The sequence below is a fragment of the Polaromonas sp. OV174 genome, assembly GCF_900112285.1.
Lineage (GTDB): Bacteria > Pseudomonadota > Gammaproteobacteria > Burkholderiales > Burkholderiaceae_C > Polaromonas.
Genome location: NZ_FOKZ01000002.1, coordinates 44,149 through 69,196, shown reverse-complemented (window position 1 = coordinate 69,196; position 25,048 = coordinate 44,149). Strand labels below are relative to the sequence as shown.

Below are 25,048 nucleotides of genomic sequence, written 5' to 3'. Positions count from 1 at the left end.
TATGAGCGAATGCAGATAACTTTTGGTTATGAGTTTAAGGGGCTGAAATCGCTGCGCGCGGCCCGTACCCGGCGCTTGAGTTCGGGAATGCAGGAGCCGCAATTGGTGCCGCAATGCAAGGCTTGCTGTAGCGAGGCCAGCCGTGCTTCATCAGCGCCACCGTCCTGGCCGAGGGCCGACAGGTGGGCGGCTATGGCGGTGTCCGTGACATTGAAGCAGGTGCACACGAGCTTCCCGCGCGACTGCACCGCCAGCGGCGGTTTGGCGCCCGGCTGCAGCAAGAGGCGGCCATAGGCCTGCGCCGGCAGCGCGTCTTTGAGCAGCGTGCTGATCCAGGCCTGGGCACTGGTGTCGCCGGCGAGCATGAAGCCGGCCAGTTCGGCCTGCTCGCCGTGGTGAGTCAGCCGTACCGTGCGGCGCTGGCCTTTCTTTTTGTCGGCGTAGCGCAGCGCGTAGGCGCCGTCCAGGCCCAATATGCGTTCCAGCGCTGCCAGTGTGGCCTCGGCGGGCGCTTCATGAGCGGCGGCGCGAAACAGCAGGCCGGTGCGTTCAGAGCCGCGATCCGCCAGGGGCGTGTTGTTGGAAAAGGGCACGCAACTGCTGAAGGGGAAGGCCGTCATCAGCGCCTTCAACTGCTCGCGCGCGGCCAGCGCCTCGCCATCGGGCAGCCAGGCCATGGCCAGCAAGCTCCAGGGCAGCTCGGCCTTGAGGATTTTGACGGCCGCGTGCTTGAGCTCTGGTTGTTTAGAGCCGGGGCAATAGGCCGAGGTGGTGAGCGCATTGACGCCGGCCAGGGGCTGGCCGATGCTGGATTGGCCGCTCAGATATTCCTGGCCCCAGTGCATGGCCATGAAGGCCTGGCTCAGGCCCAGCTCGGCCGAGGCCTCCACCTTCACGACGATGGAGCCGCGCTTGGAAGTGACATGCACCAGATCGCCGTCCGCCAGTTGCCGCCGCGCCATGTCCTGGGCATTCATCTGGATGCTGGGTTCGGCCACATGACCGAACAGCCGGCCCAGGGTGCCGCTGCGGCTCATGCCGTGCCACTGGTCGCGCAGCCGGCCGGTGCTCAGCGAGAAGGGGTAGCGTGATTCGCGCGGCTCGGCAACGGCTTGGTAAACGGCGTTGACGAATCTGGCCTTGCCGTCGCTGGTGGGAAAGATGCCGTCTTCGTAAAGCCGCCGCTTGCCGGTGCTTTCACCTTCGCGCAGCGGCCACTGCTGCGGCGCAGCTTCCAGCATGGCGTAGCTCATGCCGGTGATGTCTAGATCGCGCCCGCGTGTGGATTCGCGGTGCTCGTTCCAGATGGTTTCCGGGCCGTCGTAGGCGAATAGGCTTTGTGGCGTCTTGGCGGGCAGCAGCTTTTCCAGCCGCTGCGCAAAATCCACCGCAATCGACCAGTCGTGCCGCGCCTGGCCGGGCGCGGCCACGGCCGGCCGCACGCGGCTGATGCGGCGCTCGCTATTGGTCACCGTGCCGGTTTTTTCGCCCCAGGTGGTGGCGGGCAGCAGCAAGTCGGCGTAGTCGCAGCTGGCCGTGGTGGCAAAGGCCTCCTGCACGATCACCAGTTCGGCGCGTTCCAGGGCGCGGCGCACCGTGGCCTGGTCGGGCATGGACTGGGCCGGGTTGGTGCAGGCAATCCAGAGCGCCTTGATTTCGCCGTCGGCGGCGGCCTGGAACATCTCGACGGCAGTTTTGCCCGGCGTCGACGGCACCGATGGCACACCCCAGAGGGCGGCGACTTCCGCGCGGTGCGCCGGGTTGGCCAGGTCGCGATGGGCGCTCAGCAAATTGGCCATGCCGCCCACTTCGCGCCCGCCCATGGCGTTGGGCTGGCCGGTGAGCGAAAACGGGCCGGCACCGGGCTTGCCGATCTGGGCGCTGGCCAGATGCAGGTTGATCAGTGCGGCGTTCTTGGCCGTGCCGCTGCTGGACTGGTTCAGGCCCTGGCAGTACAGGCTCAGGGTGGCGGCAGAGGTGGCAAACAGCCGGGCCGCCTGCAGCAGGTCTTCCTTGGCGATGCCGCAGGTCTGGGCCACCTGCTCGGGCGTGCAGTCGCGCAGCGTGGTTTTCAGGGCCTCAAAGCCGCTGGTATGCGCGGCGATATAGGCTGGGTTGGTCCAGCCTTCCCACAGCATGATGTGCAGCATGCCGTTGAACAGCATGACGTCGGTGCCGGGCTGCAGCGGCAGATAGAGGTCGGCGATCTCGGCGGTGTCGGTGCGGCGCGGGTCGGCCACGATGATCTTCAGCGCCGGGTTGGCCGCCTTGGCGTCTTCTATGCGCCGAAACAGTATGGGGTGGGCATAGGCGGTGTTGCTGCCGACGATGAAGATGCACTGGGCATGGTTCACGTCGTCGTAGCAGGCCGGCGGCGCGTCGGCGCCTAGGGTTTGCTTGTAAGCCGCGACGGCGCTGCTCATGCACAGGCGGGAGTTGCTGTCGATGTTGTTGGTGCCTATCAGTCCCTTGGCCAGTTTGTTGAAGACGTAATAGTCTTCGGTCAGCAACTGGCCTGAGATGTAAAAGCCGACGGCGTCGGGGCCGTGCTCGCTGATGATGCGGGCAAAGCTTTCGCTGGCGAAATCGAGGGCGCTGTCCCAGCTGACTGGCTTGGGGGCGTCGCGTCTGTGTTCGCGTTGCATCGGCTGCAGCAGGCGGGTTTGCTGCGTCACGGCTGCCGAGGCTGTCAGGTGCAGGGTTGAGCCTTTGGTGCAGAGGCGGCCGAAGTTGGCGGGGTGGTTGGGGTCGCCGCGTACGCCGGTGATTTGGGTGCCTTGCGATTCGATGATCACACCGCAGCCTATGCCGCAGTAGGGGCAGGTGGATTTGGTTTCATGCATGGCGGGCTTTCTTTTGAACTGCCTTTGCGCGAACGATGGCCGGTCTGCTTTTTGTCGCGTGCTGGCCGGGTGTCGCCCGGCGGCGACTTACTTTCTTTGCTTCGCCAAAGAAAGTAAGCAAAGAAAGGCGACCCCACTGTCTGCGTCCCCGCAGCGATGCTGCGGGGCAGCCTGCGGTGCTCGGTCCAGCCGGGGTCTCGTGCAAACTCGCCTGCGGCTCAGACAAGCACGAGCCCTGATCCGTCTGGCCCTGCGCTCCTCGGCGCAGACAGAAGGGGGCGGGCGGGAGCGGATTCGGAGACGGGTGTGGATGCGGGTTCGGGGTCATTTGGACGCTTTTTTACGCTGCCTGTTTGCACGCGGGGCCGGCTGTGGGTCTGGTCAGGTCGGTGGCGTGGTTGGCCAGTTCGTGGGCGTCGAGGTGGACCAGGCCGTTTTCCAGCTTGACGGCAAAGCTTGGTGTGCAGCCTTGGTCGGGGGCGGCGGCCTGGCCGTCGCACAGGCTAATCGTCCAGTTGTGCAGCGGGCAGGCGACGCGCTGGCCCATCACCATGCCCTGGCTCAGCGGGCCGCCCTTGTGGGGGCAGCGATCTAGCAGGGCGAAAACTTCGTTGGCGTCGTTGCGGAACACGGCGACATCCATGCCCTGCGCGCGGGACACGCGGCGCGCGCCCAGCACCGGGATGTCATCGATGCGGCAAATCATTTTCCATTCGGTCATTGCTATTCCTTTAGGAGCGGCTTGCGTTTATGCAGTAAGCGCTAGAGGCTTTTTTTGCTTGAATTTAGAGGGTGGCGATGGGAATGAACTGGCGCCTGTCCACGGCGGCCTTGTCGAACTCGAACCAGGGGTCGGGTTCGCCGTCCAGGGCAAACTGCAGCTGCTCCCACAGCGCCTTGCGGCCGGCGTCGTCGTCCAGGATTTTTTTCTTCACGTAGTCCAGGCCGACGCGGTTGACGTAGTGCACGGTGCGCTCCAGGTACCAGCCTTCCTGGCGATACAGCTCGCAAAAAGCGCCGGTGTACTCCAGCACTTCTTCGGCGGTTTTGAGCTTGGTGAAGAAGTGCGCGACTTCGGTCTTGATGCCGCCGTTGCCGGCGATGTACATCTCCCAGCCGCTGTCCACGCCTATGATGCCGACGTCCTTGATGCCGCTCTCCGCGCAGTTGCGCGGGCAGCCGCTGACGGCGAACTTGACCTTGTGCGGCGCGTACATGCGCCACATCGCGCGCTCCAAGTCCTTGCCCATTTGCGTGCTGTCCTGCGTGCCCATGCGGCACCACTCGCTGCCGACGCAGGTTTTCACCGTGCGCAGGGCCTTGGCGTAGGCATGGCCGGACGGCATGCCAATGTCTTTCCAGACATTGACGAGGTCTTCTTTTTTCACGCCCAGCAGGTCTATGCGCTGGCCGCCGGTGACCTTGACGGTGGGGATCTTGTACTTGTCCACCACGTCGGCAATGCGGCGCAATTCGCTGGCCGTGGTTTCCCCGCCCCACATGCGCGGAATCACGCTATAAGTGCCGTCTTTCTGGATGTTGGCGTGGCTGCGCTCGTTGATGGCGCGGCTTTGCGGGTCGTCTTTGGCTTGCTTGGGCCAAGTGCTGGTGAGGTAGTAGTTGATGGCGGGGCGGCAGCTGCTGCAGCCGTTGGGCGTGCGCCATTCCAGGAAGCTGTAAACCGCGGCAATCGACAGCAGTTTGTGCGTGCGTATCGCGTCGCGCACCGCCTGGTGGCCGTGCTCGGTGCAGCCGCACAGGGCCTTGAGTTTGGGCGTGGCCGAGTAGTCGCCGCCGGCGCTGAACATCAGGATTTGCTCCACCAGTCCGGTGCAGGAGCCGCAACTGGCGCTGGCCTTGGTGTGCTTGCGCACCTCGTCCAGCGTGAACAAGCCCTTGTCCTTGATGGCCTTGCAGATGGCGCCCTTGCTGACGCCGTTGCAGCCGCAGACTTCGGCTTCGTCGGGCATGGCGGCGGCCTTGCTGTGGCCTTCATGGCCGGCGTCGCCGATGTTGGATTCGCCAAACATCAGCTTGTCGCGCAGGCCCGCCACGCTGCGGCCCTCGCGCAGCAGCTTGAAGTAGTAACTGCCATCGACCGTGTCGCCATAAAGGCAGGCGCCAATCAGCTTGTCGTCTTTGATGACCAGTTTTTTGTAGACGCCGCCCCCGGGTGAGTAAGGGTCGCTCATGATGATTTCTTCCGTGCCGTCGCCGCCCATGAACTCGCCAGCGCTGAACAGGTCTATGCCCGTCACCTTGAGCTTGGTCGAGGTCAGCGAGCCGCTGTAGCGGCCAATGCCGAACTGAGCCAGATGGTTGGCCAGCACCTTGCCCTGTTCGAACAGCGGCGCCACCAGGCCATAAGCTATGCCGCGGTGCGCAGCGCATTCGCCCACCGCATAAATGCGTGCGTCGGTGGTCGTCTGCAGCGTGTCGTTGACCACGATGCCGCGGTTGACGTGCAGGCGCATTTTTTCGGCCAGCGCCGTGTTGGGGCGTATGCCGACGGCCATGCAGACCAGGTCGGCGGGCACCTCTGTACCGTCCTTGAAGCTGACCGCCTTGACGCGACCGTCCTCTCCGGCCAGCAAGGCCTGGGTTTGCGCACCGATCAGGAATTTCATGCCGCGCTCGGCCAGGGATTTTTGCAGCAGCTTGCCCGCCACGTCATCGAGCTGGCGCTCCATCAGCCAGTCGCCGACATGCACCACGGTCACCTCCATGCCGCGCTTCATCAAGCCGTTGGCGGCCTCCAGTCCGAGCAGGCCGCCGCCTATGACGACGGCATGCCGGTAAACGGCGGCGGCATCAATCATGGCCTGCGTGTCGGCGATGTCGCGGTAGGCCAGCACGCCAGGCAAGTCCTTGCCGGGAATCGGCAGGATGAAGGGGCTGGAGCCGGTCGCCATCAGCAGCCGGTCGTACTCGGCGCTGATGGTTTGCCCGCTCGCGTTCTGCGCATGCACCAAGCGGCGCACCCGGTCCACTTCGGTGACGGTCCAGCCGGCGTGCAGGGTGATGCCATTGGCTGTGTACCAGGACCAGTCGTTGAGCACGATTTCTTCCAGCGTCTGTTCGCCGGCCAGTACCGGCGACAGCAGGATGCGGTTGTAGTTGGGATGCGGCTCGGCGCCGAACACCGTGATGTCGTAGAGCTCGGGCGCGATTTTCAGCAGTTCTTCAAGGGCGCGCACACCGGCCATGCCGTTGCCAATCATCACCAGTCTGGATTTTTTCATCATGACCCCTCTATCCGATTCGGCAGTTCGCAAAAACAAAAAAAGCGTCCGCACGGGTTGCCAGGGCCTGAGGCCAGCACATCCGTGGGGACGCCATCGTCCTGCGGGCCTAATGCGCCATTGCACCGGGCCCGCATGCGGCCATTCCTGGCCGTGCCAGCCTCCATGCAAGCGCTGTGCCAGCTGGCGGGTTCAAGCGGAGTTGAAAGATGACATGTGCTTGTTTACCTTTCTGGTCGGGCGCAGGCAGCTATCAAAATGTGAGTTATCCGGTGCTGCGGCGCGAACGGCCTTGGTGCATGATGCTGGCACCGGTGCCTTGAAGTTGTGCATGTCAGGCCGCCCGGTAGACAGGCTCTTAGAGAAACCAACAAGAAACGGCGTGGTGAGAACAACCCACAACGCAAGTCCATGTCGTCATTGCGCTTTTCTGGTTTCTGGCATCGGATTCAGCGGCCATCGTGCTTTGCTGAATTTTTGGGGGGAAACCGCGTTTCAGCGGTTGCATTTTTAGCGTGTAAATGGGCGCCTTGACGGCCCGAGGTCATCCTCACGCCACGCATGTGGACGAGCATTGCCAGGCGAATGCGCAGTGTCGATGTCGACTATCGGGGTCGAAGGTGCGCTTGCCCACACGCGACCCGTTGCGGTCTGTCGCCGCGTGAAATCGACTGCCCGCTCTGCAGGGCAGATTCAACCGGTCGTCGTTGTCGGCTTACCGGAGATCCAATCGCTGACGCCAGGAACGCTTTGCTGATAGTGGGACTCTCGGAATCCATATTGAAAGCGCGCGTGAGTCATGCGTCGTGAGATGCCAAAGTACGATCAGGGTGCAGGGTGACCCAGAAACTTACCGGCAACGGCCCAGTCGGATGAACGACCAACTCGGCGATACCTCGCCCAGCTGCAGGTGCAGCCGAGAAGTCAGAAGCAGTGTCACCACGGCGCGGTACAGTCTTACTCTGCCCGCCGCAGTGCCTCGATCAGCATGGCGATGTTGCCAATTTGCAGTTTTTCGTAAATGACTTGGATCTGGTTTCGCACAGTCGCCGGAGAGCGGTTCAGCGCCTGGGCGATCTCCTTATGGCTCTCACCCTTGGCAATCAGCCGCGCAATCGTCCATTCGCGCAGGGTGAGTAGATCCGCCAGGCAACGCGATCGGGCTTTCAGGAAAAGTAAACCATGCTCGACGTACTGCCGCACCACAATAGTCTGGCCCATAAAGCGCTCATGGCCTGAAGACAGGGCGTCCATCAGGACTGCTGGCAATAGAGGCCCGCTCCAGTCATTCCATTCGGCTTGCACCAAGTCCTTGAACTGAGCATTGGAGTGGTACAGCACACCGTGCATATCGGCTATCGCGGAGCCATGCGGCGACATGGCTTTGTCCGCAGCCTCCAGATGACCCAGATGCATAACGCGGTTAAACGCCAGTGCTTGCATCACATGTGGAGCCAGTTGAGCCAAGAGCAGGCGTTCGCCCTCTGTGCAGTGGGCCTCCTTATCGGCCCGATATAGGCTGATCCAGTGGACAAAGTTGGTCTGGGGGTTGCTGTCGGCCGCAATGAAGATGTTTTCATGTTCGAAACGTCGCAAGAAATCCCGCAGCTCGCGTGTTCCCGGGTCACTGAACCAGCTCTGCGCATGGAAGGTCCGGGTCACGTGGGACTTGCCAAACACCGTGGCCGCAGCACTATCCTGGTGTTTGAGAGGCTCGTACGCCAGCAGCATATCGGGAGACTTTTCGTGCAGATGCACGGTGTGGATAGCTATGCCTTCAGGCGTGGTCGTAGCCGTGCCCCACATGGATGAATCAAACGGCAATACCTGCTTGATTTGAGTCAACACCGCATCCTGAAAGTGCTGGATGGGTAGTTCTTCCGACAACCGATAGAGCCGCAACAGCAATGTGTTGAAGTCCGCAGGCATGCTCATGTCGTTGTTCATCAGCGCTCCTAAGTCAATAGTGCATTTAGACCATTGTGACTTCTTGTATCTTGATCGAGACTTTCCAGCAGGGCGCAAAACTGGGGAGAAATCCTTATTCTGTGTGCGCCAGCGCTGAATTGAACAATTTCTTGGCGATGTGCCGACCCGGGAATGAGCCATCCGCAACGTCGGTTTCTATGGCTGGCTATGGCCAATCTGAGTCTGGGGGTGGCCACTTTGAGATTGTCGCTCCCGATCAAATTCTGGTCCGCGCCAACAGGCAAGGCGCTCATTTGGCCGCTTTCTCGGGAATTTCTCACAGATTTCTACATTGCTTTTTGTTGCTCTTGGTTTCAAATTTAAAGACGGACGGTGATGAGCAGTTATTCAAACGGTCTTGGGCTAACACTGGGCGGCATAGCCCTGCTGATGGGCGCAGGCCTTGGCGCCCTGGTTCACGCCTGGTGGCTGCGGCGGACCGCACGCATGCGTCGCCGCATTCCCAAACACTGGCCTTTGCGCCAGCGACTGGTCGCCAGTAACGAGGAACGCAAGGTCTGGCGCTGGCTCAGCTTGGCCTTTCCGGACCATTCGGTGATGGTCAAGATGCCTGTGACGCGCTTCCGCTGCCGATCACGAAGGACCTCGGTCTGCACTGGTTTGAACTGCTCAGCGGCTTGTATTGCACCTTCACCATCACCACCACCGCCGACGGTCGGGTCATCGGTTGCGTGGACGTCGCAGGCTTCTTTGTTTTATCGCCTACATCGTGATGGACGCGGCCGATCTGCCTAGCGTGGATGACATGCGCCGTGAGTTCTTGGGTGACATGGCATTCGTGCCGCAGGACCGTGAAAATGAGCGTAACCAAGCTGCCATCATTTCTGCCAGTACCAGCCTGCGCGAATCCCTGACGCGTCAGCGCAAGACCCGCGACAGCGGCCAGACGCCAAACGGTGACGACCACCATGACTCTCTTGACCCCAACGACTCCAGCTCTTTTCCCACCCTGTGGCAGCACAACTCCTTCATCATGCCGCTTGACAGCCACAAGAGCGAGTTGCACTAGTTGTGAAGAGCCAAGAGGCTATTTCGAGAGTGATTGAGTCGGGACCTGGGTGCGACACCTCCGATGCCTTGGTGTGGATGGTGCCAGTTGTCGTGATGACTCCAGTGATCCCGGGCAGCTGTTCGCTCGCTGGAATGCTGGTAAGTAAAACCATTGGCCACTCGCGCAGCGCTGACTGGATGAACTGCTCAGCCTTGCCGTTGGTCTGCGGCGGGCGTCGCTACCGCTGGTGACCACACCATGGGCAACGAAGAGAAGGTGTCGGGTAGGCACTACGAAGACTGTTGACAGCCTGAAACCGACTTCCGTTATACAGCGCTTGCTGCCGATCGTCGATGTCGGCTTATCGGCAACCCAATGATTTCCCGTCAACGTTCGTTCATGACTGGCTCTTGACGACCCTTAGCGGCCGTACGAAAGTCGAACTGCTGTCGTTGAAGGAGCCGTTCTGGCTTCCCTTTAATCTGTATTTTCCGACTGTTTGACTGCGGGCTTCGCTGCCTTCTTTGCATCCTGTTCTGCCTTTGCCTTCTCGGCCGCTTTCTGCTTCGCGAACTGGCGCACGCCCTCGGCGATGTCCTTCGGGATGTTCACGTACTTGACCACCTCATCGATGATCTCGGGATGCAGGAAGAACGGCGAGTTGCCTGCTTCCCAATCCGGTCGCATCTTCACGCCCGTGCGTCGTGACGGACCGAAGAACAGGTTGTTCCAGATCAGTGCTTCACGTGCTGGGTGATCCTTCTTTTCGACGATCTTTTCCAGGATGCCTCCCATGACGCACGTCCCCTTTTCGTGCTTCGCCTTCGCCCGATGAACGCGATCAAGCTCATCGGTCAGCAAGTTCACCGTCTTGCCGTTCATGTCAACGGTGTCGTAGTCCAGCGGCTGGCAGTACCTTCTGAGTTCCCAAACTGCGCGGTCGAATCGGGCAATGTCGAACGGCTCAATGTCGTATGAGACCAAGTAGTACCGATCCTCTGCTCCATCGTCTTCGAGATTCTTGATGAACTTGGCAGTATCGGGACTGAGATCGAGTTCGAACTTGCCGTGCTGCTTCATCCTCTCGATTCCGGGAAGCACGCTGTGTCCTAAATTTTTGGCATCCACGCGATTGAGTAAAAGAATGCCTTTGACGTACTTCTCCAGGCAGTGCAGGGCCGACCACCGGAACGGCTGAATCAGCCGCGCTCGATAAGCCATCCGTGCAGTAATGTAGTCCTTGTCTGCGGTCTCACGGAAGCTTCTGATTGCGAAGTCGTTGACTAGGATATGCATCGGGTAGGACATGCTGATCCTCAAAAGTAGTAGGCCTTGATTGCATCGGTGAGCACTGAGCACATCGTGGGCCGCGATCAAGCAAGGTGTCAGCGCGGTCACAGCATGCAGGTGGCACGCATGTTACCTGTCCGAGGGCGGTGCCGTACGCAGCTCGATGGATGCAATCAGCAGAGGAGAACACCGCAAAGCTGCCTTCGTCGAGCGGCTGCTCATGGCCGGTTGCAGGTGTTCCGGCAGGCAAAATCGTCGCCACATTGCCGACACCCAATCGGCCGACGTCAATGTCAGGAATAAAGCGACCAATTCGGAGTGTTCTACAGCCGCCTTCAGTCTGAGGCGGACTTCCAATCTGGGAGCAGCAAAAGGTTGGACAGTCTGGCGTGTCGTGCTCAAGGCGCAGCCAACAAACGACCCGTGGATCGAAGTTTGCGCCTGGGTTCTCTAACATCGGCCAACCTTGTTGGGCTCTCTAAGTAATCCCGCCGGTCGGGCATGAAAAAAAGCCTCCAGTGCATGCGCTGGAGGCTTTTGTTTTGATCGCGACGGGGCTATCAGGGCTTGCTTGGAAGCGGGCTCGCCGCGGCTGCGTCGTCCGCCGCGTCCTCATTCCTGAAGCGCTGGAACAGCGTAGCCACCAGCGGGCCGGAGATGTTGTGCCAGACGCTGAAAATGGCGCTGGGCACGGCGGCCAGCGGCGAGAAGTGAGCGGTGGCCAGCGCCACGCCCAGGCCGGAGTTCTGCATGCCGACTTCAATCGAAATCGCCTTGCGCTTGGACACGCTCATGCCGCTCAGCTTGGCCAGCCAGTAGCCCAGCAGCAGGCCCAGGCCGTTGTGCAGCACGACCACGGCAAAAATCATCAGTCCGCTGCTGGCAATGCGCGCCTGGTTGCCGGCCACCACGGCGGCCACGATGGCAACAATGGCCACCACGGAAACCAGCGGCAACACCGCCACGCAGGCCTTGACCTTGTCACGCAGCAGCGACTGCGCCAGCACGCCGAAGGCAATCGGCAGCACCACCACCTGAACGATGGACCAGAACATGGCGCCGGCGCTGACCTCCAGCCACTGGCTGGCCAGCAGGTAGATCAGCGCTGGCGTCACGATGGGCGCCAGCAGCGTGGTGACCGAGGTCACGGCGACCGACAGCGCCACGTCGCCGCGCGCCAGAAAAGTCATGACGTTGGAGGCCGTGCCACCCGGGCAGCAGCCGACCAGAATCACGCCAACCGCAATTTCGGGCGGCAGTTGCAGTGCCTTGCTCAGGATCCAGGCCAGCGCCGGCATGATGACGAACTGGCCGGCCACGCCAATGGCCACATCGACCGGGCGTTTGACGACTTCCTTGAAATCGTCCTTGGACAGCGTCAGGCCCATGCCGAACATGATCAGGCCCAGCAGCGGCACAATGTATGGGCCAATCCACTTGAACTGGGCGGGGGCGAAAAAGGCGAGTACGGCAAACAGCAGCACCCAGATGGCAAAGGTGTTGCCAACGAAACGGCTCAGGCGAGCGATAGCCTGCATGGTGAATATCCTCAAAAAAAGGGTGGTGGCGCTCGCTGACCGGCGCGCGGCTAGGGCGCGAGGCTCACCTGATCAAGATGGTGTGGTGGACCAAAAGGGCCGGTCCCCAAGTCGCGTGTGGCGCTGGGACGGTCGCAGGGCGCGCAGATCATGCGCTGACAACAAGCACCTGCAGGGTGGGCAGGGCTCATGTTAATGGTTAACCCTAATTGTATAGACTGGTAAACACCATTGGCCTGACCGAGTTATCTGGCCTTGAGCTGCTTTGTGCCTGTTGCATTGCAGGGGCTTATGGGCACACACTCTGTCAGGTGTGCGACTTTTCTTCAGGAGGCCTCTCATGACCGCTGTCACCGACATTCTGAAGTCCAAAACTGACTCCGCCGTGCATAGCATCGCGCCCACGGCCTCGGTCTTCGATGCGCTCCAGCGCATGGCCGACAAGGGCATTGGCGCCTTGCTGGTGATGGAAAACGGCGCCATCGTCGGCATCCTGACCGAGCGTGACTATGCCCGCAAGATTGCCCTGCTGGGCCGCACCTCGGCGGCAACGCTGGTGCGCGATGTCATGACCAGCGCGGTGATGTTTGTCGGGCCCACGGAAACCAGCGAGCACTGCATGGCTCTGATGACCGAAAACCGGCTGCGCCATCTGCCGGTGGTTGAAGACGGCAAGCTGCTGGGCCTGATTTCCATAGGCGACCTGGTCAAAGACATCATCTCCGAGCAGAAATTCGTCATCGAACAGCTGGAGCACTACATCACCGGCCATCGCGGCTGATCGCGCTGCCCGCTGCTTATCGCTTCAGGCCGTTTTCTCCACATGCGTCTGGCGCGTGTATAAAAAATCCATCACCGCCTTGCGGTAGCGCTGGTAGGGCGCACTGTCGGCCAGCGCCACCCGGTCGCGCGGCCTTGGCAAGTCCACCGCCAGCAGTTCGCCAATCGTGGCGGCTGGGCCGTTGCTCAGCATCACGATCTTGTCGCTGAGCAGTACGGCTTCATCGACATCGTGCGTCACCATCACCACCGTGCTGTGGGTCTTGGCGACGATTTGCAGCAACTCGTCCTGCAGCTTGGCGCGGGTCAGCGCGTCGAGTGCGCCGAAGGGCTCGTCCAGCAGCAATACCTTGGGCTCCATGGCCAGCGCTCTGGCAATGCCGACGCGCTGCTTCATGCCGCCAGAGATTTCGCCCGGGCGCTTTTGCGCAGCGGCACCCAGGCCGACCATGGCCAGCGCCGCATCGGTGCGGGCCCTGAGCTGGGCCTTGTTTTCCGTCGCCGCAAAGACGCGTTCCACCGCCAGATAGACGTTTTCAAAGCAGCTCAGCCAGGGCAGCAGGGAGTGGTTTTGAAACACCACGGCGCGCTCCGGGCCGGGGCCGGCGATTTCGCGGTTGGCGCACAGCAGCACGCCCTGGGTCGGCAGGGTCAAGCCGGCCATCAGGTTGAGCAGGGTGGATTTGCCGCAGCCCGAATGGCCTATCAGCGCGACGAATTCGCCCCTGGCCACCGTCAGGTTGATGTTTTGCAAGGCGCAGAACGGCCCCTTCTTGGTTGGGAAGGTCTGGGCCACGCCCTGTATGTCTATGTATTTGGTGGAAAGGGACGCGTTCATGCTTTCACCTCTTCAAACGTAAAGGCCGTGGCCAGCCGGATCAGCGCGAACTCCAGCACCAGACCGACGATGCCTATGACAAAAATCGCGATGATGATGTTCATGACGTTGAGGTTGTTCCACTCGTCCCAGACCCAAAAGCCTATGCCGACGCCGCCGGTCAGCATTTCGGCGGCCACGATCACCAGCCAGGCGGTGCCGACGGCCAGGCGCACGCCGGTCAGCATGTAGGGCAGCACGGAGGGGAAGAGAATTTTGGTGATGATCTTCCATTCCGACAGGTTGAGCACGCGCGCCACGTTCATGTAGTCCTGCGGCACGCGCTGCACGCCCGCGGCGGTGTTGATGATCATGGGCCAGATCGAGCAGATGAAGATGGTCCAGATCGCCGCCGGATTCGCGCCCTTGAAGACCAGCAGGCCAATCGGCAGCCAGGCCAGCGGCGAGACCGGGCGCAGCAGGCTGATCAGCGGGTTGACCATGCGGCTCAAAAACGTGAAGCGGCCAATCAGAAAGCCGGCCGGAATGCCGACTAGCGCCGCCAGGCCAAAGCCCAGGGCGACGCGCTGCAGCGAGGCCAGCACATTCCAGCCCACGCCCTGGTCGTTGGGGCCGTTGCGATAAAACGGATCGCTAAAGAGTTTTACCGCCTGCCAGAAGGTGTCTTGGGGCGAGGGAATGCGGGCGCCCGTGCCCATGGACAGCAGTGCCCAGACCAGCAGCAGCAGGCCCAGGCCTAGCAGGGGCGGCAGCAGGCGCTGCCAGACAAAGGACGCATCCCAAGGCGGCCGGACGCTCTGAGTAGGCGTTTTCTTTATGCTTTGTATGGCTGCAGCGCTTTCTGGGTGAGCGTGAGTAGCTACTGAATTTGTAGCGGATTCGGGCGGGCTGTGAAAAACGGCACTGACCATGGTGTGACCTCTTCAAGTGGGGTGCAATGAAATTTCCAGAGCGTTTCAGGCGCGAAGCTTGAAGCTGTCGGCATACTTTTTCGGCTCCTTGCCGTCCCAGACCGTGCCGTCCATCAGCTTGGTTGTGCGCATGGCGTCCTTGGGCAGGCTGACCTTGGCGGCCGTCGCGGCTTGCTTGTAGATATCTATCTTGTTGATCTGCTTGGCCACGGCCAGGTAGTCGGGGTGCTCTTTCAGCAGGCCCCAGCGCTTGTGCTGCGTCAAAAACCACATGCCGTCGGACAGGTAGGGGAAGTTCACCGCGCCGTCGTTGAAGAACTTCATGTGGTTGGAGTCGTCCCAGGTTTTGCCCAGCCCGTTTTGGTAGCGGCCCAGGATGCGCTGGTTGATGGCGTCCACGCTGGTGTTGACGTAGGCCTTGCCGGCGATGGTTTCGGCCATCTTGTTCTTGTTGGCCAGGCTGGCGTCAATCCATTGGCCGGCCTCCAGAATGGCGGCGGTCACGGCGCGGGTGGTGTTGGGGTATTTCTGGGTGAATTCGGCGGTGGTGCCCAGCACTTTTTCCGGGTGATCTTTCCAGATCTCTTGCGTGGTGGCGGCGGTGATGCCTATGCCATCCATGATGGCGCGCTGGCCCCAGGGCTCACCGACGCAGAAACCGTCCATATTGCCTATGCGCATGTTGGCGACCATTTGCGGCGGCGGCACGGTGATGACCTTGGCGTCGCTCATCGGGTTGATGCCGTGGGCGGCCAGCCAGTAGTAAAGCCACATGGCGTGGGTGCCGGTGGGGAAGGTCTGGGCGAAGGTGTATTCGCGTTTGACGCTGGCCATCAGTTTGGCCAGACCCGCGCCATCGACCGCGCCTTTGTCGGCCAGTTGTTTGCTCAGCGTGATGGCCTGGCCATTGTGGTTCAGATTCATCAGCACGGCCATGTCTTTTTTCGGGCCGGCGGTGCCCAGATGCACGCCATACATCAGGCCGTAGAGCACGTGGGCAAAGTCGAGCTCGCCGTTGACCAGCTTGTCGCGTACGCCGGCCCAGCTGGCTTCCTTGGTCGGGATGATGCTCACGCCGTATTTTTTGTCTATGCCCAGTACCGAGGCCATGACCACCGAAGCGCAGTCGGTCAGCGGAATGAAGCCTATCCTGACCTCCTTTTTTTCCGGCGCGTCCGAGCCCTGGGCGTAAACGGCGGCGCGCAGCGCCGGGCTGATGCCGACGGCACCGACGGCGGCGGCTTGCAGCACGCTGCGGCGGCTCAAGGAGGATTTCAGCAGATGGCTCATGTCAGCGACTCCAGAAAGTGAAGAGAAAAACAAAAAAGGCGCTAGCCCCGGGCCAGCACGAGAGAGTCGTGAGGGCAGGGTGCGAACGCCTTTGTTCTTGAGGCCCTGCACTTCGCCGTTGAAGTGCAGGGCCGGTGCTTAATGCAGTGCAAAAGCTGTGCCAATGTCTTTGCTGGCTGCTTTGCCTTCTGATTTTTAATGAAATAGGGCTCTGGCCCTTGGTGGGTAAGCGCAGGCAGCTATTTAATTTATAGCGAAAGGCGGTAGGGCCGGTGTCGTGCCGGATTTTTGTGTGCTGCACCGTCTTTGTGCGCCGCACCATTTCGGCGGCTTCAGAGTGGGCCTAGCCCAGCAGCTCGGCCATGTCCAGCATGCGCTGCGCCACCTCGCCCATCCGCAGGCCCTTGTCCATGGCGGCCTTGCGCAGCTTTTCGTAGGCAGCCGGTTCCGACAGGCCCTGGCGCTGCATCAGCAGGCCCTTGGCCCGGTCTATCAGCTTGCGCTCTTTCAGCTGGCTTTGGGCATCGGCCAGTTCGCGGCGCAGGCCCTGCTCTTGCTCGAAGCGCGCCATCGCCAGGTCCAGCACCGGGCGTATGCGCAGCGGCTCCAGCCCGGCCACGATATAGGCGCAAACGCCGGCCGCCGCGGCGTCCCTGACGTGGCGGCTGTCGTCGTCGTGGGTAAACAGCACTATGGGGCGGCGCGCGTCGCGCGTCGCCATCACCACATGTTCAAGCGAATCGCGGGCGTCGCTTTCGGCATCGACAATGATCATGTCGGGCTGCAGCTGCGCCAGCCGCTGGCATAAAAAGGTGTCGGCCGGCAGCGTGGCGATCAGGTTGAAGCCGCCTTGCAGCAGGCCAATGCGCAACTGGCGCGAGCGTTCCCTCAGCGCCAGGGCAGCCTCGTCCCCGCTGTCGGGGTCGACCAGATCGGGCGCAATCACGACCAGGCGCAGGGAGTGGGGGGAGTTCATACACCGAAAAAGCAAGATTCGCGCCTGACCATTGGCTGGTCTTGTTGGTCTGGTGCTATTGCCCACATTTCGGGGTGATTCGCTCAAACCTTACACTTGGGCGATGCTAGTCCTAGGAATTGAATCGAGTTGTGATGAAACCGGCGTGGCGCTGGTCGATGCCAGTGGTCAGAACGTGCCGCGCTTGCTGTCGCACGCGCTGTTTAGCCAGATTGACATGCACCAGGCCTACGGCGGCGTGGTGCCCGAGCTGGCCAGCCGCGACCATATCCGGCGTGTGCTGCCGCTGACGCGGGAGGTCATGCAAGGCGCGCAGCGCTCGCTGGCCGAGGTGGATGTGATTGCCTACACGCGCGGACCCGGCCTGGCCGGTGCCTTGCTGGTGGGCGCGGGCGTGGCCTGCTCGCTGGCCGCCAGCCTGGGTAAACCGGTGATGGGTGTGCACCACCTGGAGGGGCATTTGCTGTCGCCGTTTTTGAGCGCCGATCCGCCGGAGTTTCCCTTTGTGGCGCTGCTGGTGTCGGGCGGCCACACCCAGCTGATGCGGGTTGACCGTGTCGGCAGCTATGAGCTGCTGGGCGAAACCATTGACGACGCGGCTGGCGAGGCTTTTGACAAGTCGGCCAAGCTGATGGGCCTGCCTTATCCCGGCGGGCCGCATCTGTCCAAGCTGGCGCTTGGCGGTGACGGCGCGGCATTCAAGCTGCCCAGGCCCTTGCTGCACAGTGGCAATCTGGATTTTTCATTCGCCGGCCTGAAAACGGCGGTGCTGACGCAGGCCAAAAAGCTGGGCGCCGAGCTGGACAGCCGCAAGGCCGACCTGGCCGCGTCCACGCAGGCCGCCATCGTCGAGGTGCTGGTCAAAAAAACACTGGCCGCCATGTCGCAAACCGGGCTCAAGCGCCTGGTGGTGGCCGGTGGCGTAGGGGCTAATGCCTTGCTGCGCGGCCAGCTCAACGCCGCTTGCAAGCAGCGCGGTATTCGCGTGCATTACCCCGAACTGGAGTTCTGCACCGACAACGGCGCCATGATTGCGCTGGCCGCCGGCATGCGACTGCAGGCCGGGCTGGTGAATCTGCAAGTGCTGCAAAAGGGCTATACCTTTGACGTGAAGCCGCGCTGGAATCTGGCCGAGCTGCAGCGCGAGCCGGCCTTGGCCGGCTGAACGCTTGACACGCTAGACCTCATCGCCGCCGGCTTGAGGCTTGGCCTGATCCGGCAACCCAAAACGAAATCTGCCATTTCATGAAAAAACTTTTCAAATACACCTTCGCGGTCCTGGGCCTGGGTCTGGCGCTGGCCGTACAGGCTCAGCCAGCCAGTTCGCCACCCCTGCGCATTGCACTCATCGAAAGCCTGTCGGGGCCGTTTGCCAATACCGGCGAGGCGGTGTTTCGCAACCTGGTGTGGGCGACCGAGCGCGTCAATGCGCGCGGCGGTGTCAAGCTCCCCGCTGGCGCGCGCAATCTGCTGATAGAGCGCTATGACAACAAGGGTCAGAACGAGGAAGCGCTGGCGGCCTTGCGCTCGGCGATTGACGATGGCGTGAACATCATTGCCCAGGGCAACTCTTCGTCGGTGGCGGCGGCGCTGATCGATGCCATCAACAAGCACAACGAGCGCGAGCCGGGCAAGCGTGTGCTGTTCCTCAACTACTCGGCGGTCGACCCCATACTGACCAACGAAAAATGCAGCTACTGGCATTTCCGATTTGATGCCCATGCCGACATGCGCATGGCCGCCCTGATGGAGGTGCTCAAGGACGACAAGGCACTGAAAAAGGTGTACCTGATAGGCCAGGACTACAGTTTTGGCCAGGCCGTGCTGCGCGAGGCGCGCAAACAGATAGGCGTGCAACGCCCGGACGTGCAAATCGTCGGTGACGAGTTGCATGCGCTGGGGCGCGTGAAGGACTTCATTCCCTACGCCGTCAAGATCAAGTCCAGCGGTGCGCAAGCCGTGCTGACGGGCAACTGGGGAAATGACCTGACCCTGCTCATCAAGGCCGCGAAAGAGGTTGGCTACGAAGGCAAGTTCTACACCTTTTACGGCAACGCGTTGGGCGTGCCAGCGGCGCTGGGCGATGCCGGTGTCGGCAAGGTGATTGCCGTGGCCGACTGGTTCCCCAATGCCCCGGGCGCGGCATCCGAGGCCTTTTATCAGTCCTTCCGCCAGCGTTTCCCCAAGCCGCAGGATGATTACGTGCACATGCGCATGCAGCTGATGATAGAAGCCCTGGCCCAGAGCATAGAGAAGGCCGGCGCGACCGAAGCTGCTGCCGTGGCGGCGCAGATGGAGCGTGCCGTGGTGAAGTTTTCCGGTTTCCAGGGCAGCATGCGCGCCGCCGATCATCAGTTCCAGCAACCGCTGGAGGTGGCCATGATGGGCAAGCAGGGCGCGCCCGGCGTCAAGTTTGATGTCGAAGGTTCGGGCTACGGTTTTCGCGTCATCAAAACCATTGCGCCGCAGCGCGCGGAGCAGCCCACCAGCTGCAATATGGTCAGACCCTGAGTCATCGATAAGCTCATCACTGAAAGGCCACAGGCATGAGACAGGTTGTTTTGAATCTTGAAGAATCCATGATCCGCCAGGTGGCCAATGCCGGCATGGGGCGCAACGACGTGCTCAAGTTCTGGTTTGGCGAGAGCGATGAGGTGACGCCGGAATTCATTCGCGAGGCCGCCATGGCGTCGCTGCGCCAGGGAGAGACTTTTTATGCGCACAACCTGGGACTGCCCGAGTTGCGCGAGGCGATTGCTCACTACGCCAGCGCCTTGCGTTGTCCGGGCGCGGCGCCGATTGGGGCCGAGCGCATTGCCGTCACCTCGGGCGGCGTCAATGCCCTGATGCTGGCGGTGCAGGCGCTGGTGAATGCCGGCGACGAGGTGGTGGCCGTGACGCCGGTCTGGCCCAATCTGACGGCGCAGCCCGCCATCATGGGGGCGACGGTCAAATGCGTCAGCCTCAAGCCCGTGGCCGGGCAGTGGCAACTCGATATGGACGAGCTGCTGGCTTCCATCACGGTAAAAACCAGGTTGTTGATCGTCAATGCGCCCAACAACCCGACCGGTTGGACCTTGAGTCGGGCCGAGCAGGAAACCCTGCTGGCGCATTGCCGCAGCACCGGGACCTGGATTCTGGCCGATGAGGTCTATGAGCGCCTGTACTTTGAAGCCACGCCCAATGGTTGCGCGCCCAGCTTTCTGGGTATCGCCGCCCCCGAGGACAGGCTGGTGGTGGTGCACAGCTTTTCCAAGAGTTTTTTGATGACCGGCTGGCGCCTGGGCTGGCTGGTGATGCCGCCCAGCATGACGCCACACATGGGCAAGCTGGTCGAGTTCAACACCTCCTGCGCGCCGGTGTTTATTCAGCGCGCCGGCCTGGTTGCCTTGCAAAGAACCGATGATGTCACGCCGCCGCTGGTGGCACATCTGAAAACCTGCCGCGACACGCTGGTGCCTTTGCTGCAAGCCGTGCCGGGGGTGGAGGTCGCGTCCGCCCGGGGCGGTATGTATGCCTTCTTCCGGCTGGCCGACCAAAGCCGTTTTGGCGATTCGCTGGACACCGCCAAGCGGCTGGTGGTCGAGGCCGGGCTGGGGTTGGCGCCCGGCAACGCCTTCATGGTCAATCCAACTCCGGCGGCACAGGGCTGGCTGCGCTGGTGTTTTGCCAGCCGGGACGTGGCCAGGCTGGAGCAGGGCGTGGCCAGGCTCAGGCATTGGCTTGAGCTATAATTCATGGTTCTGCGTGACAGTGGCGGCTACTCGCAAGAGTACGGCGCGACTGGCAGATAACACGACGAAAGCGGTCAAATCCCAATAGTGGGAACACTGCTTCGCTCGCAAGTGCACTTGGTGCAAGAGGAAAATACATGATTGCAAAATCAATCAAAGCCGAAATCGTCAAGGACAACGCCCGTTCCGCTACGGATACCGGTAGTCCAGAAGTTCAGGTTGGTCTGCTGACCGGCCGCATCAATGAACTGACCCCCCATTTCAAGACCCATGCCAAAGATCACCACGGTCGCCGTGGCCTGCTGCGCATGGTGAGCCGTCGCCGCAAGCTGCTGGACTACCTGAAGTCCAAAGATGCGGCCCGTTACATCGCGCTGATTGCCAAGCTTGGCCTGCGTAAGTAATCGCTAAACCCAATAGGAAGCGCCTGAGTTAGTTCACTAGCTCAGGCGTTTTTTACTTCGGAGCAAGGCAAAACGAGCACGCGCTGTGTCATTCCACAAGAAAAGTCCTGAGTTCAGGTGTTTTGTGGAATGGCATCGTGTTCAGTCTGCCGTCACTCCGGGCTCCTTGCGCTGCCTAATGTGCGAATCTAGTGCTTAATCCGACGCCTCATGGGTGTCTGAAAAACAAGTGGAGTAATGAATATGAGCATTTTCAATAAAGTCACCAAGTCCTTCCAGTGGGGCCAGCACAAGGTCACGATGGAGACCGGCGAAGTCGCCCGTCAAGCCAGCGGTGCCGTCATCGTTGACATGGACGGCACCGTGGTGCTGGCCACCGTGGTTGCCAAGACCGATGCCAAGCCCGGCCAGGATTTCTTTCCGTTGACCGTTGATTACCTTGAGAAAACCTATGCCGCCGGCCGCATTCCCGGCAGCTTCTTCAAGCGCGAAGGCCGCCCCAGCGAATTCGAAACGCTGACCTCGCGCCTGATCGATCGCCCGATTCGTCCGTTGTTCCCCGAAGGCTTCTTCAACGAAGTGCAGGTCGTGATTCACGTGCTGTCGCTGAACCCTGAAGTTGAAGGCGACATTCCCGCGCTGATCGCTTCGAGCGCCGCGCTGTCGATTTCCGGCATCCCGTTCAACGGCCCTATCGGCGCCGCACGCGTGGCTTACATCGACGGTCAGTACGTGCTGAACCCCGGTAAGACCCAGCTCAAAGAGTCGAAGATGGACCTGGTCGTGGCCGGCACCGAAGCCGCCGTGCTGATGGTCGAGTCTGAAGCCCAGCAACTGTCCGAAGAAATCATGCTCGGCGCCGTGGTGTTTGGCCATGAGCAGGGCAATATCGCCATCAACGCGATCCACGAACTCGTTCGTGACGCCGGCAAACCGGTCTGGGCCTGGGAAGCACCCGCCAAAGACCTGCCGCTGATCGCCAAGGTCAATGAACTGGCCGGCGCCAAGCTGCAAGCCGCTTACCAGATCCGCGCCAAGCAAGCTCGTACGCAAGCTTGCCGCGTGGTGACGGCCGAAGTCATGAGCGCGCTCAAGGCCGACGGCGTGGCGTTTGACGGCGTCGCCGTTGAGGGCATGTTGTTCGACATCGAGGCCAAAATCGTTCGTAGCCAGATCCTGGCCGGCGAGCCACGCATCGACGGCCGCGACACCCGCACCGTGCGTGCGATTGAAATCCGCAACAGCGTGCTGCCCCGTACCCACGGTTCGGCCCTGTTCACGCGTGGCGAAACCCAGGCACTGGTGGTGACCACGTTGGGTACCGAGCGCGACGCGCAGCGCATCGACGCATTGAGCGGCGACTACGAAGACCGCTTCATGCTGCACTACAACATGCCTCCGTTCGCCACCGGCGAAACCGGCCGTGTTGGCTCGCCAAAACGCCGCGAAATCGGTCACGGCCGTCTGGCCAAGCGCGCGCTGATCGCCGTGCTGCCTTCGAAAGAAGAGTTCCCTTACACCATGCGTGTGGTGTCGGAAATCACCGAGTCCAACGGCTCCTCGTCGATGGCTTCGGTCTGCGGCGGCTGCCTGTCGCTGATGGACGCCGGTGTGCCGATGAAAGCCCACGTGGCCGGTATCGCCATGGGCCTGATCAAGGAAGACAACCGCTTCGCCGTGCTGACCGACATCCTGGGTGACGAAGATCATCTGGGCGACATGGACTTCAAGGTTGCCGGTACCACCTTTGGTATCACCGCGCTGCAGATGGACATCAAGATCCAGGGCATCACCAAGGAAATCATGCAAGTCGCTCTGGCTCAAGCCAAGGAAGCTCGCATGCACATCCTGGGCAAGATGCAGGAAGCCATGGGCCAGGCCAATGCCGAAGTCTCTGACTTCGCGCCGCGCCTCTACGTGATGAAGATCAATCCGGAAAAGATCCGTGACGTGATCGGCAAGGGCGGCGCCGTCATTCGTGCGCTGACCGAAGAAACTGGCACCCAGATCAACATCGAGGAAGATGGCACCATCACCATCGCATCCAACGACAGCGCCAAGGCTGATGAAGCCAAGCGCCGCATCGCGGAGATCACCGCTGAAGTTGAAATTGGCAAGGTCTACGAAGGCGCCATCACCAAGATTCTGGACTTCGGTGCACTGGTTAACCTGATGCCCGGCAAAGACGGTCTGCTGCACATCAGTCAGATCGCCCACGAGCGCGTGGAGAAGGTCACCGACTACCTGAGCGAAGGCCAGATCGTCAAGGTCAAGGTTCTGGAAACCGACGAAAAGGGCCGCGTCAAGCTGTCCATGAAGGTGTTGCTGGACCGTCCTTCGCAGAATCAAGACCAGGATCGCGGTTGATTTTTATTTGCTATTGATTTTGTAGCTGCTGGCGCTCGTCAAATGGGCGCTGGCGGCACAAATGATTTGAAATAAGCCATGAACGTTATTGAAATTACCGCATTTGGCGCGCCTGACGTGCTGCGCTTGGGCGAGCGTCCGGCTCCGATTGAGGGTCTTGGTGAGGTGTTGATACGCGTTGCTGCCTCGGGCGTGAACCGTCCCGACGTGCTGCAGCGTACCGGTAACTATCCGGTGCCGGCCGGTGCGTCTGACATTCCCGGTCTGGAAGTTGCGGGCGAAATCGTCTCTGGCGATGCGCAGGCCATGGCTGCGGCTGGTTTTAAGATTGGCGACCGGGTTTGCGCCCTGGTAGCGGGCGGCGGCTACGCCGAACTGTGCGTGGCGCCTGTCGGTCAATGCTTGCCGGTGCCGGCAGGCTTGAGCGATGTGGAGGCGGCTTCCTTGCCGGAAACTTTCTTCACGGTCTGGAGCAATGTCTTTGATCGGGCTCGCCTGCAGGCCGGTGAAACCCTGTTGATCCAGGGTGGCTCCAGCGGCATAGGCGTCACGGCTATTCAAATGGCCAAGGCGCTGGGCGCAACCGTGCTGGTGACGGCGGGCAGTGATGACAAGTGCGCCGCCTGTCTGGCCCTGGGGGCCGATCATGCCATCAACTACAAGAGCTCGGACTTTGTCGCCGAGCTCAAGGCGCTGACCAATGGTCGCGGTGTGGATGTCATTCTGGACATGGTTGCCGGCAGCTATGTGGCGCGTGAAGTCGAATGCCTGGCCGAGGATGGCCGTCTGGTCATCATCGGCTTACAGGGCGGCATCAAGGCTGAAATCAATGCCGGTCTGGTGCTGCGCAAGCGACTGACGGTGACCGGTTCAACCCTGCGCCCTCGCTCGATTGAATTCAAGACGGCGATTGCCAAGGCGCTCAAGGACAGGGTCTGGCCGCTATTGGCCAGCGCGGCCATCAAGCCGGTAATCCACAGCACTTTTGCAGCCGCCGATGCGGCTAAGGCCCACACGCTGATGGAATCCAATCAGCATGTCGGAAAAATCGTCTTAACCTGGTAACTGGCAAGCAAGATGAAGAAACTGATTGCAGGTAACTGGAAAATGAATGGCAGCCTGGCTGCCAATGAGGTCTTGCTCACGGAGCTGGCGCAAGGGCTGACCAGCCAACCGTCTTGCGACGTCGCCGTGTGTGTACCGGCGCCTTACCTGGCGCAAGTGCAGGCGCTGAAAGCGGCCCAGGCTGCGCTGTCATGCGTAGAGGTGGGCGCACAGGATGTGTCGGCGCATGCATCCGGTGCTTACACCGGCGAGCTTGGCGCGGGCATGTTGAAGGACCTGGGTTGCTGCTACGTCATCGTCGGTCATTCGGAGCGCCGTCAATACCATGGTGAAACCGATCTGCTGGTGGCGGAGAAAGCCAAGGCGGCGCTGGCCGCTGGCGTCACGCCTATCGTCTGCATTGGCGAAACACTGACCGAACGCGAAGCGGGTCGCACCGAAGAGGTGGTCAAGCGTCAGCTGGCCGCCGTGATTCACGGCAATGGTCACTGCATCAGCGAGATCGTGCTGGCTTACGAGCCGGTGTGGGCCATAGGGACGGGCAAGACCGCCTCACCAGAAGAGGCGCAGGCGGTTCATGCGGTGTTGCGGGCTCAGCTCAAGGCGGCAACTGACCAGTCGGCGCGTGTGAAAATTCTGTATGGCGGCAGCATGAATGCCGTCAATGCGGCTTCACTGCTGGCGCAGCCCGATATCGACGGTGGCCTGATAGGCGGTGCTTCGCTCAAAGCCCAGGATTTTTTGAAAATTATTGCTGCAGCCCAGGTTTGACGGGCGCATAACGCTATTA

At 61.3% G+C, this 25,048-nt stretch carries 19 protein-coding genes and 1 pseudogene; 9 read left to right on the top strand and 11 right to left on the bottom strand.

The window, feature by feature from the left end; translation table 11 throughout:
* Positions 1-26: 26 nt before the first annotated feature.
* The 4 genes from BM160_RS02065 to BM160_RS02050 form a co-directional block, all read right to left on the bottom strand.
* Positions 27-2,843 carry a nitrate reductase gene (locus BM160_RS02065; RefSeq protein WP_091999656.1) on the bottom strand — a complete coding sequence of 939 codons (2,817 nt, stop codon included), beginning with the start codon at positions 2,841-2,843 and terminating at the stop codon, positions 27-29.
* 340 nt (positions 2,844-3,183) lie between these two features.
* Positions 3,184-3,564: a nitrite reductase small subunit NirD gene (gene nirD, locus BM160_RS02060; protein ID WP_091999654.1), complete on the bottom strand. Its 381-nt coding sequence runs from the start codon at positions 3,562-3,564 to the stop codon at positions 3,184-3,186.
* Positions 3,565-3,628: 64 nt separating this feature from the next.
* Positions 3,629-6,085 carry a nitrite reductase large subunit NirB gene (nirB, locus tag BM160_RS02055; RefSeq protein WP_092000414.1) on the bottom strand — a complete coding sequence of 819 codons (2,457 nt, stop codon included), beginning with the start codon at positions 6,083-6,085 and terminating at the stop codon, positions 3,629-3,631.
* 957 nt (positions 6,086-7,042) lie between these two features.
* A complete protein-coding gene (locus BM160_RS02050; protein ID WP_255368560.1) occupies positions 7,043-8,032 on the bottom strand; it encodes a helix-turn-helix transcriptional regulator in 990 nt (329 codons plus the stop codon).
* Positions 8,033-8,786: 754 nt separating this feature from the next.
* Between BM160_RS02050 and BM160_RS02040 the strand changes: the two genes are divergently transcribed.
* A complete protein-coding gene (locus BM160_RS02040) occupies positions 8,787-9,083 on the top strand; it encodes a hypothetical protein (RefSeq protein ID WP_091999646.1) in 297 nt (98 codons plus the stop codon).
* Here BM160_RS02040 and BM160_RS22875 read toward each other — a convergent pair.
* The 3 genes and pseudogenes from BM160_RS22875 to BM160_RS02025 all read right to left on the bottom strand — a co-directional run.
* Positions 9,080-9,294, bottom strand: a pseudogene (locus BM160_RS22875) (integrase core domain-containing protein); the annotation flags it as partial. The gene BM160_RS02040 and the pseudogene BM160_RS22875 sit on opposite strands and share 4 nt — an antisense overlap.
* A gap of 248 nt (positions 9,295-9,542) precedes the next feature.
* Positions 9,543-10,373 carry a HEPN domain-containing protein gene (locus BM160_RS02030; protein WP_143093159.1) on the bottom strand — a complete coding sequence of 277 codons (831 nt, stop codon included), beginning with the start codon at positions 10,371-10,373 and terminating at the stop codon, positions 9,543-9,545.
* Positions 10,374-10,915: 542 nt separating this feature from the next.
* Positions 10,916-11,893 (bottom strand): bile acid:sodium symporter family protein, encoded by a 978-nt coding sequence (locus BM160_RS02025; RefSeq protein ID WP_091999639.1) that lies wholly within the window; start codon positions 11,891-11,893, stop codon positions 10,916-10,918.
* Between the two features lie 340 nt (positions 11,894-12,233).
* On the opposite strand from BM160_RS02025, the gene BM160_RS02020 reads away from it, so the two are divergent.
* Entirely contained in the window at positions 12,234-12,674 is a 441-nt protein-coding gene (locus BM160_RS02020) for a CBS domain-containing protein (protein ID WP_091999636.1), read from the top strand.
* Positions 12,675-12,698: 24 nt separating this feature from the next.
* Here BM160_RS02020 and BM160_RS02015 read toward each other — a convergent pair whose 3' ends face one another.
* From BM160_RS02015 to BM160_RS02000, 4 genes are all read right to left on the bottom strand, one after another.
* Positions 12,699-13,511, bottom strand: coding sequence for an ABC transporter ATP-binding protein (locus BM160_RS02015; RefSeq protein ID WP_091999633.1), 813 nt, complete (start codon positions 13,509-13,511; stop codon positions 12,699-12,701).
* Positions 13,508-14,422 (bottom strand): nitrate ABC transporter permease, encoded by a 915-nt coding sequence (ntrB, locus tag BM160_RS02010; protein WP_091999630.1) that lies wholly within the window; start codon positions 14,420-14,422, stop codon positions 13,508-13,510. Before ntrB ends, BM160_RS02015 begins: the two co-directional genes overlap by 4 nt.
* 45 nt (positions 14,423-14,467) lie before the next feature.
* Entirely contained in the window at positions 14,468-15,712 is a 1,245-nt protein-coding gene (locus BM160_RS02005) for a CmpA/NrtA family ABC transporter substrate-binding protein (protein WP_091999627.1), read from the bottom strand.
* Positions 15,713-16,055: 343 nt separating this feature from the next.
* Complete coding sequence (locus tag BM160_RS02000) at positions 16,056-16,688, bottom strand: ANTAR domain-containing response regulator (RefSeq protein WP_091999624.1); 633 nt, start codon at positions 16,686-16,688, stop codon at positions 16,056-16,058.
* Positions 16,689-16,791: 103 nt separating this feature from the next.
* Between BM160_RS02000 and tsaD the strand changes: the two genes are divergently transcribed.
* The 7 genes from tsaD (at position 16,792) to tpiA (ending at position 25,029) form a co-directional block, all read left to right on the top strand.
* Positions 16,792-17,853 carry a tRNA (adenosine(37)-N6)-threonylcarbamoyltransferase complex transferase subunit TsaD gene (gene tsaD / locus BM160_RS01995; protein ID WP_091999621.1) on the top strand — a complete coding sequence of 354 codons (1,062 nt, stop codon included), beginning with the start codon at positions 16,792-16,794 and terminating at the stop codon, positions 17,851-17,853.
* A gap of 80 nt (positions 17,854-17,933) precedes the next feature.
* Complete coding sequence (locus BM160_RS01990) at positions 17,934-19,199, top strand: branched-chain amino acid ABC transporter substrate-binding protein (protein ID WP_091999618.1); 1,266 nt, start codon at positions 17,934-17,936, stop codon at positions 19,197-19,199.
* Between the two features lie 35 nt (positions 19,200-19,234).
* Positions 19,235-20,422, top strand: coding sequence for a pyridoxal phosphate-dependent aminotransferase (locus BM160_RS01985; protein ID WP_091999615.1), 1,188 nt, complete (start codon positions 19,235-19,237; stop codon positions 20,420-20,422).
* Between the two features lie 137 nt (positions 20,423-20,559).
* Positions 20,560-20,826, top strand: coding sequence for a 30S ribosomal protein S15 (gene rpsO / locus BM160_RS01980; protein ID WP_091999612.1), 267 nt, complete (start codon positions 20,560-20,562; stop codon positions 20,824-20,826).
* A gap of 243 nt (positions 20,827-21,069) precedes the next feature.
* On the top strand, positions 21,070-23,193 hold the full coding sequence (gene pnp, locus BM160_RS01975) for a polyribonucleotide nucleotidyltransferase (protein WP_092000406.1): 2,124 nt from the start codon (positions 21,070-21,072) through the stop codon (positions 23,191-23,193).
* A 78-nt stretch (positions 23,194-23,271) separates the two neighbouring features.
* Positions 23,272-24,258, top strand: a complete 987-nt coding sequence (locus BM160_RS01970; protein WP_091999609.1) for an NAD(P)H-quinone oxidoreductase — start codon at positions 23,272-23,274, stop codon at positions 24,256-24,258.
* A gap of 12 nt (positions 24,259-24,270) precedes the next feature.
* Positions 24,271-25,029, top strand: a complete 759-nt coding sequence (gene tpiA / locus BM160_RS01965; RefSeq protein WP_091999607.1) for a triose-phosphate isomerase — start codon at positions 24,271-24,273, stop codon at positions 25,027-25,029.
* Positions 25,030-25,048 lie beyond the last annotated feature (19 nt).

Coding starts and splice junctions, on each gene's coding strand:
- BM160_RS02050 (WP_255368560.1), bottom strand. CDS start 8,032: ATGAACAACGACATGAGCATGCCTGCGGACTTCAACACATTGCTGTTG.
- rpsO (WP_091999612.1), top strand. CDS start 20,560: ATGATTGCAAAATCAATCAAAGCCGAAATCGTCAAGGACAACGCCCGT.
- pnp (WP_092000406.1), top strand. CDS start 21,070: ATGAGCATTTTCAATAAAGTCACCAAGTCCTTCCAGTGGGGCCAGCAC.
- nirB (WP_092000414.1), bottom strand. CDS start 6,085: ATGAAAAAATCCAGACTGGTGATGATTGGCAACGGCATGGCCGGTGTG.
- BM160_RS02005 (WP_091999627.1), bottom strand. CDS start 15,712: ATGAGCCATCTGCTGAAATCCTCCTTGAGCCGCCGCAGCGTGCTGCAA.
- BM160_RS02040 (WP_091999646.1), top strand. CDS start 8,787: ATGGACGCGGCCGATCTGCCTAGCGTGGATGACATGCGCCGTGAGTTC.
- BM160_RS01990 (WP_091999618.1), top strand. CDS start 17,934: ATGAAAAAACTTTTCAAATACACCTTCGCGGTCCTGGGCCTGGGTCTG.
- nirD (WP_091999654.1), bottom strand. CDS start 3,564: ATGACCGAATGGAAAATGATTTGCCGCATCGATGACATCCCGGTGCTG.
- BM160_RS02025 (WP_091999639.1), bottom strand. CDS start 11,893: ATGCAGGCTATCGCTCGCCTGAGCCGTTTCGTTGGCAACACCTTTGCC.
- BM160_RS02000 (WP_091999624.1), bottom strand. CDS start 16,688: ATGAACTCCCCCCACTCCCTGCGCCTGGTCGTGATTGCGCCCGATCTG.
- BM160_RS01970 (WP_091999609.1), top strand. CDS start 23,272: ATGAACGTTATTGAAATTACCGCATTTGGCGCGCCTGACGTGCTGCGC.
- tpiA (WP_091999607.1), top strand. CDS start 24,271: ATGAAGAAACTGATTGCAGGTAACTGGAAAATGAATGGCAGCCTGGCT.
- BM160_RS02065 (WP_091999656.1), bottom strand. CDS start 2,843: ATGCATGAAACCAAATCCACCTGCCCCTACTGCGGCATAGGCTGCGGT.
- BM160_RS02015 (WP_091999633.1), bottom strand. CDS start 13,511: ATGAACGCGTCCCTTTCCACCAAATACATAGACATACAGGGCGTGGCC.
- tsaD (WP_091999621.1), top strand. CDS start 16,792: ATGCTAGTCCTAGGAATTGAATCGAGTTGTGATGAAACCGGCGTGGCG.
- BM160_RS02030 (WP_143093159.1), bottom strand. CDS start 10,373: ATGTCCTACCCGATGCATATCCTAGTCAACGACTTCGCAATCAGAAGC.
- BM160_RS02020 (WP_091999636.1), top strand. CDS start 12,234: ATGACCGCTGTCACCGACATTCTGAAGTCCAAAACTGACTCCGCCGTG.
- BM160_RS01985 (WP_091999615.1), top strand. CDS start 19,235: ATGAGACAGGTTGTTTTGAATCTTGAAGAATCCATGATCCGCCAGGTG.
- ntrB (WP_091999630.1), bottom strand. CDS start 14,422: ATGGTCAGTGCCGTTTTTCACAGCCCGCCCGAATCCGCTACAAATTCA.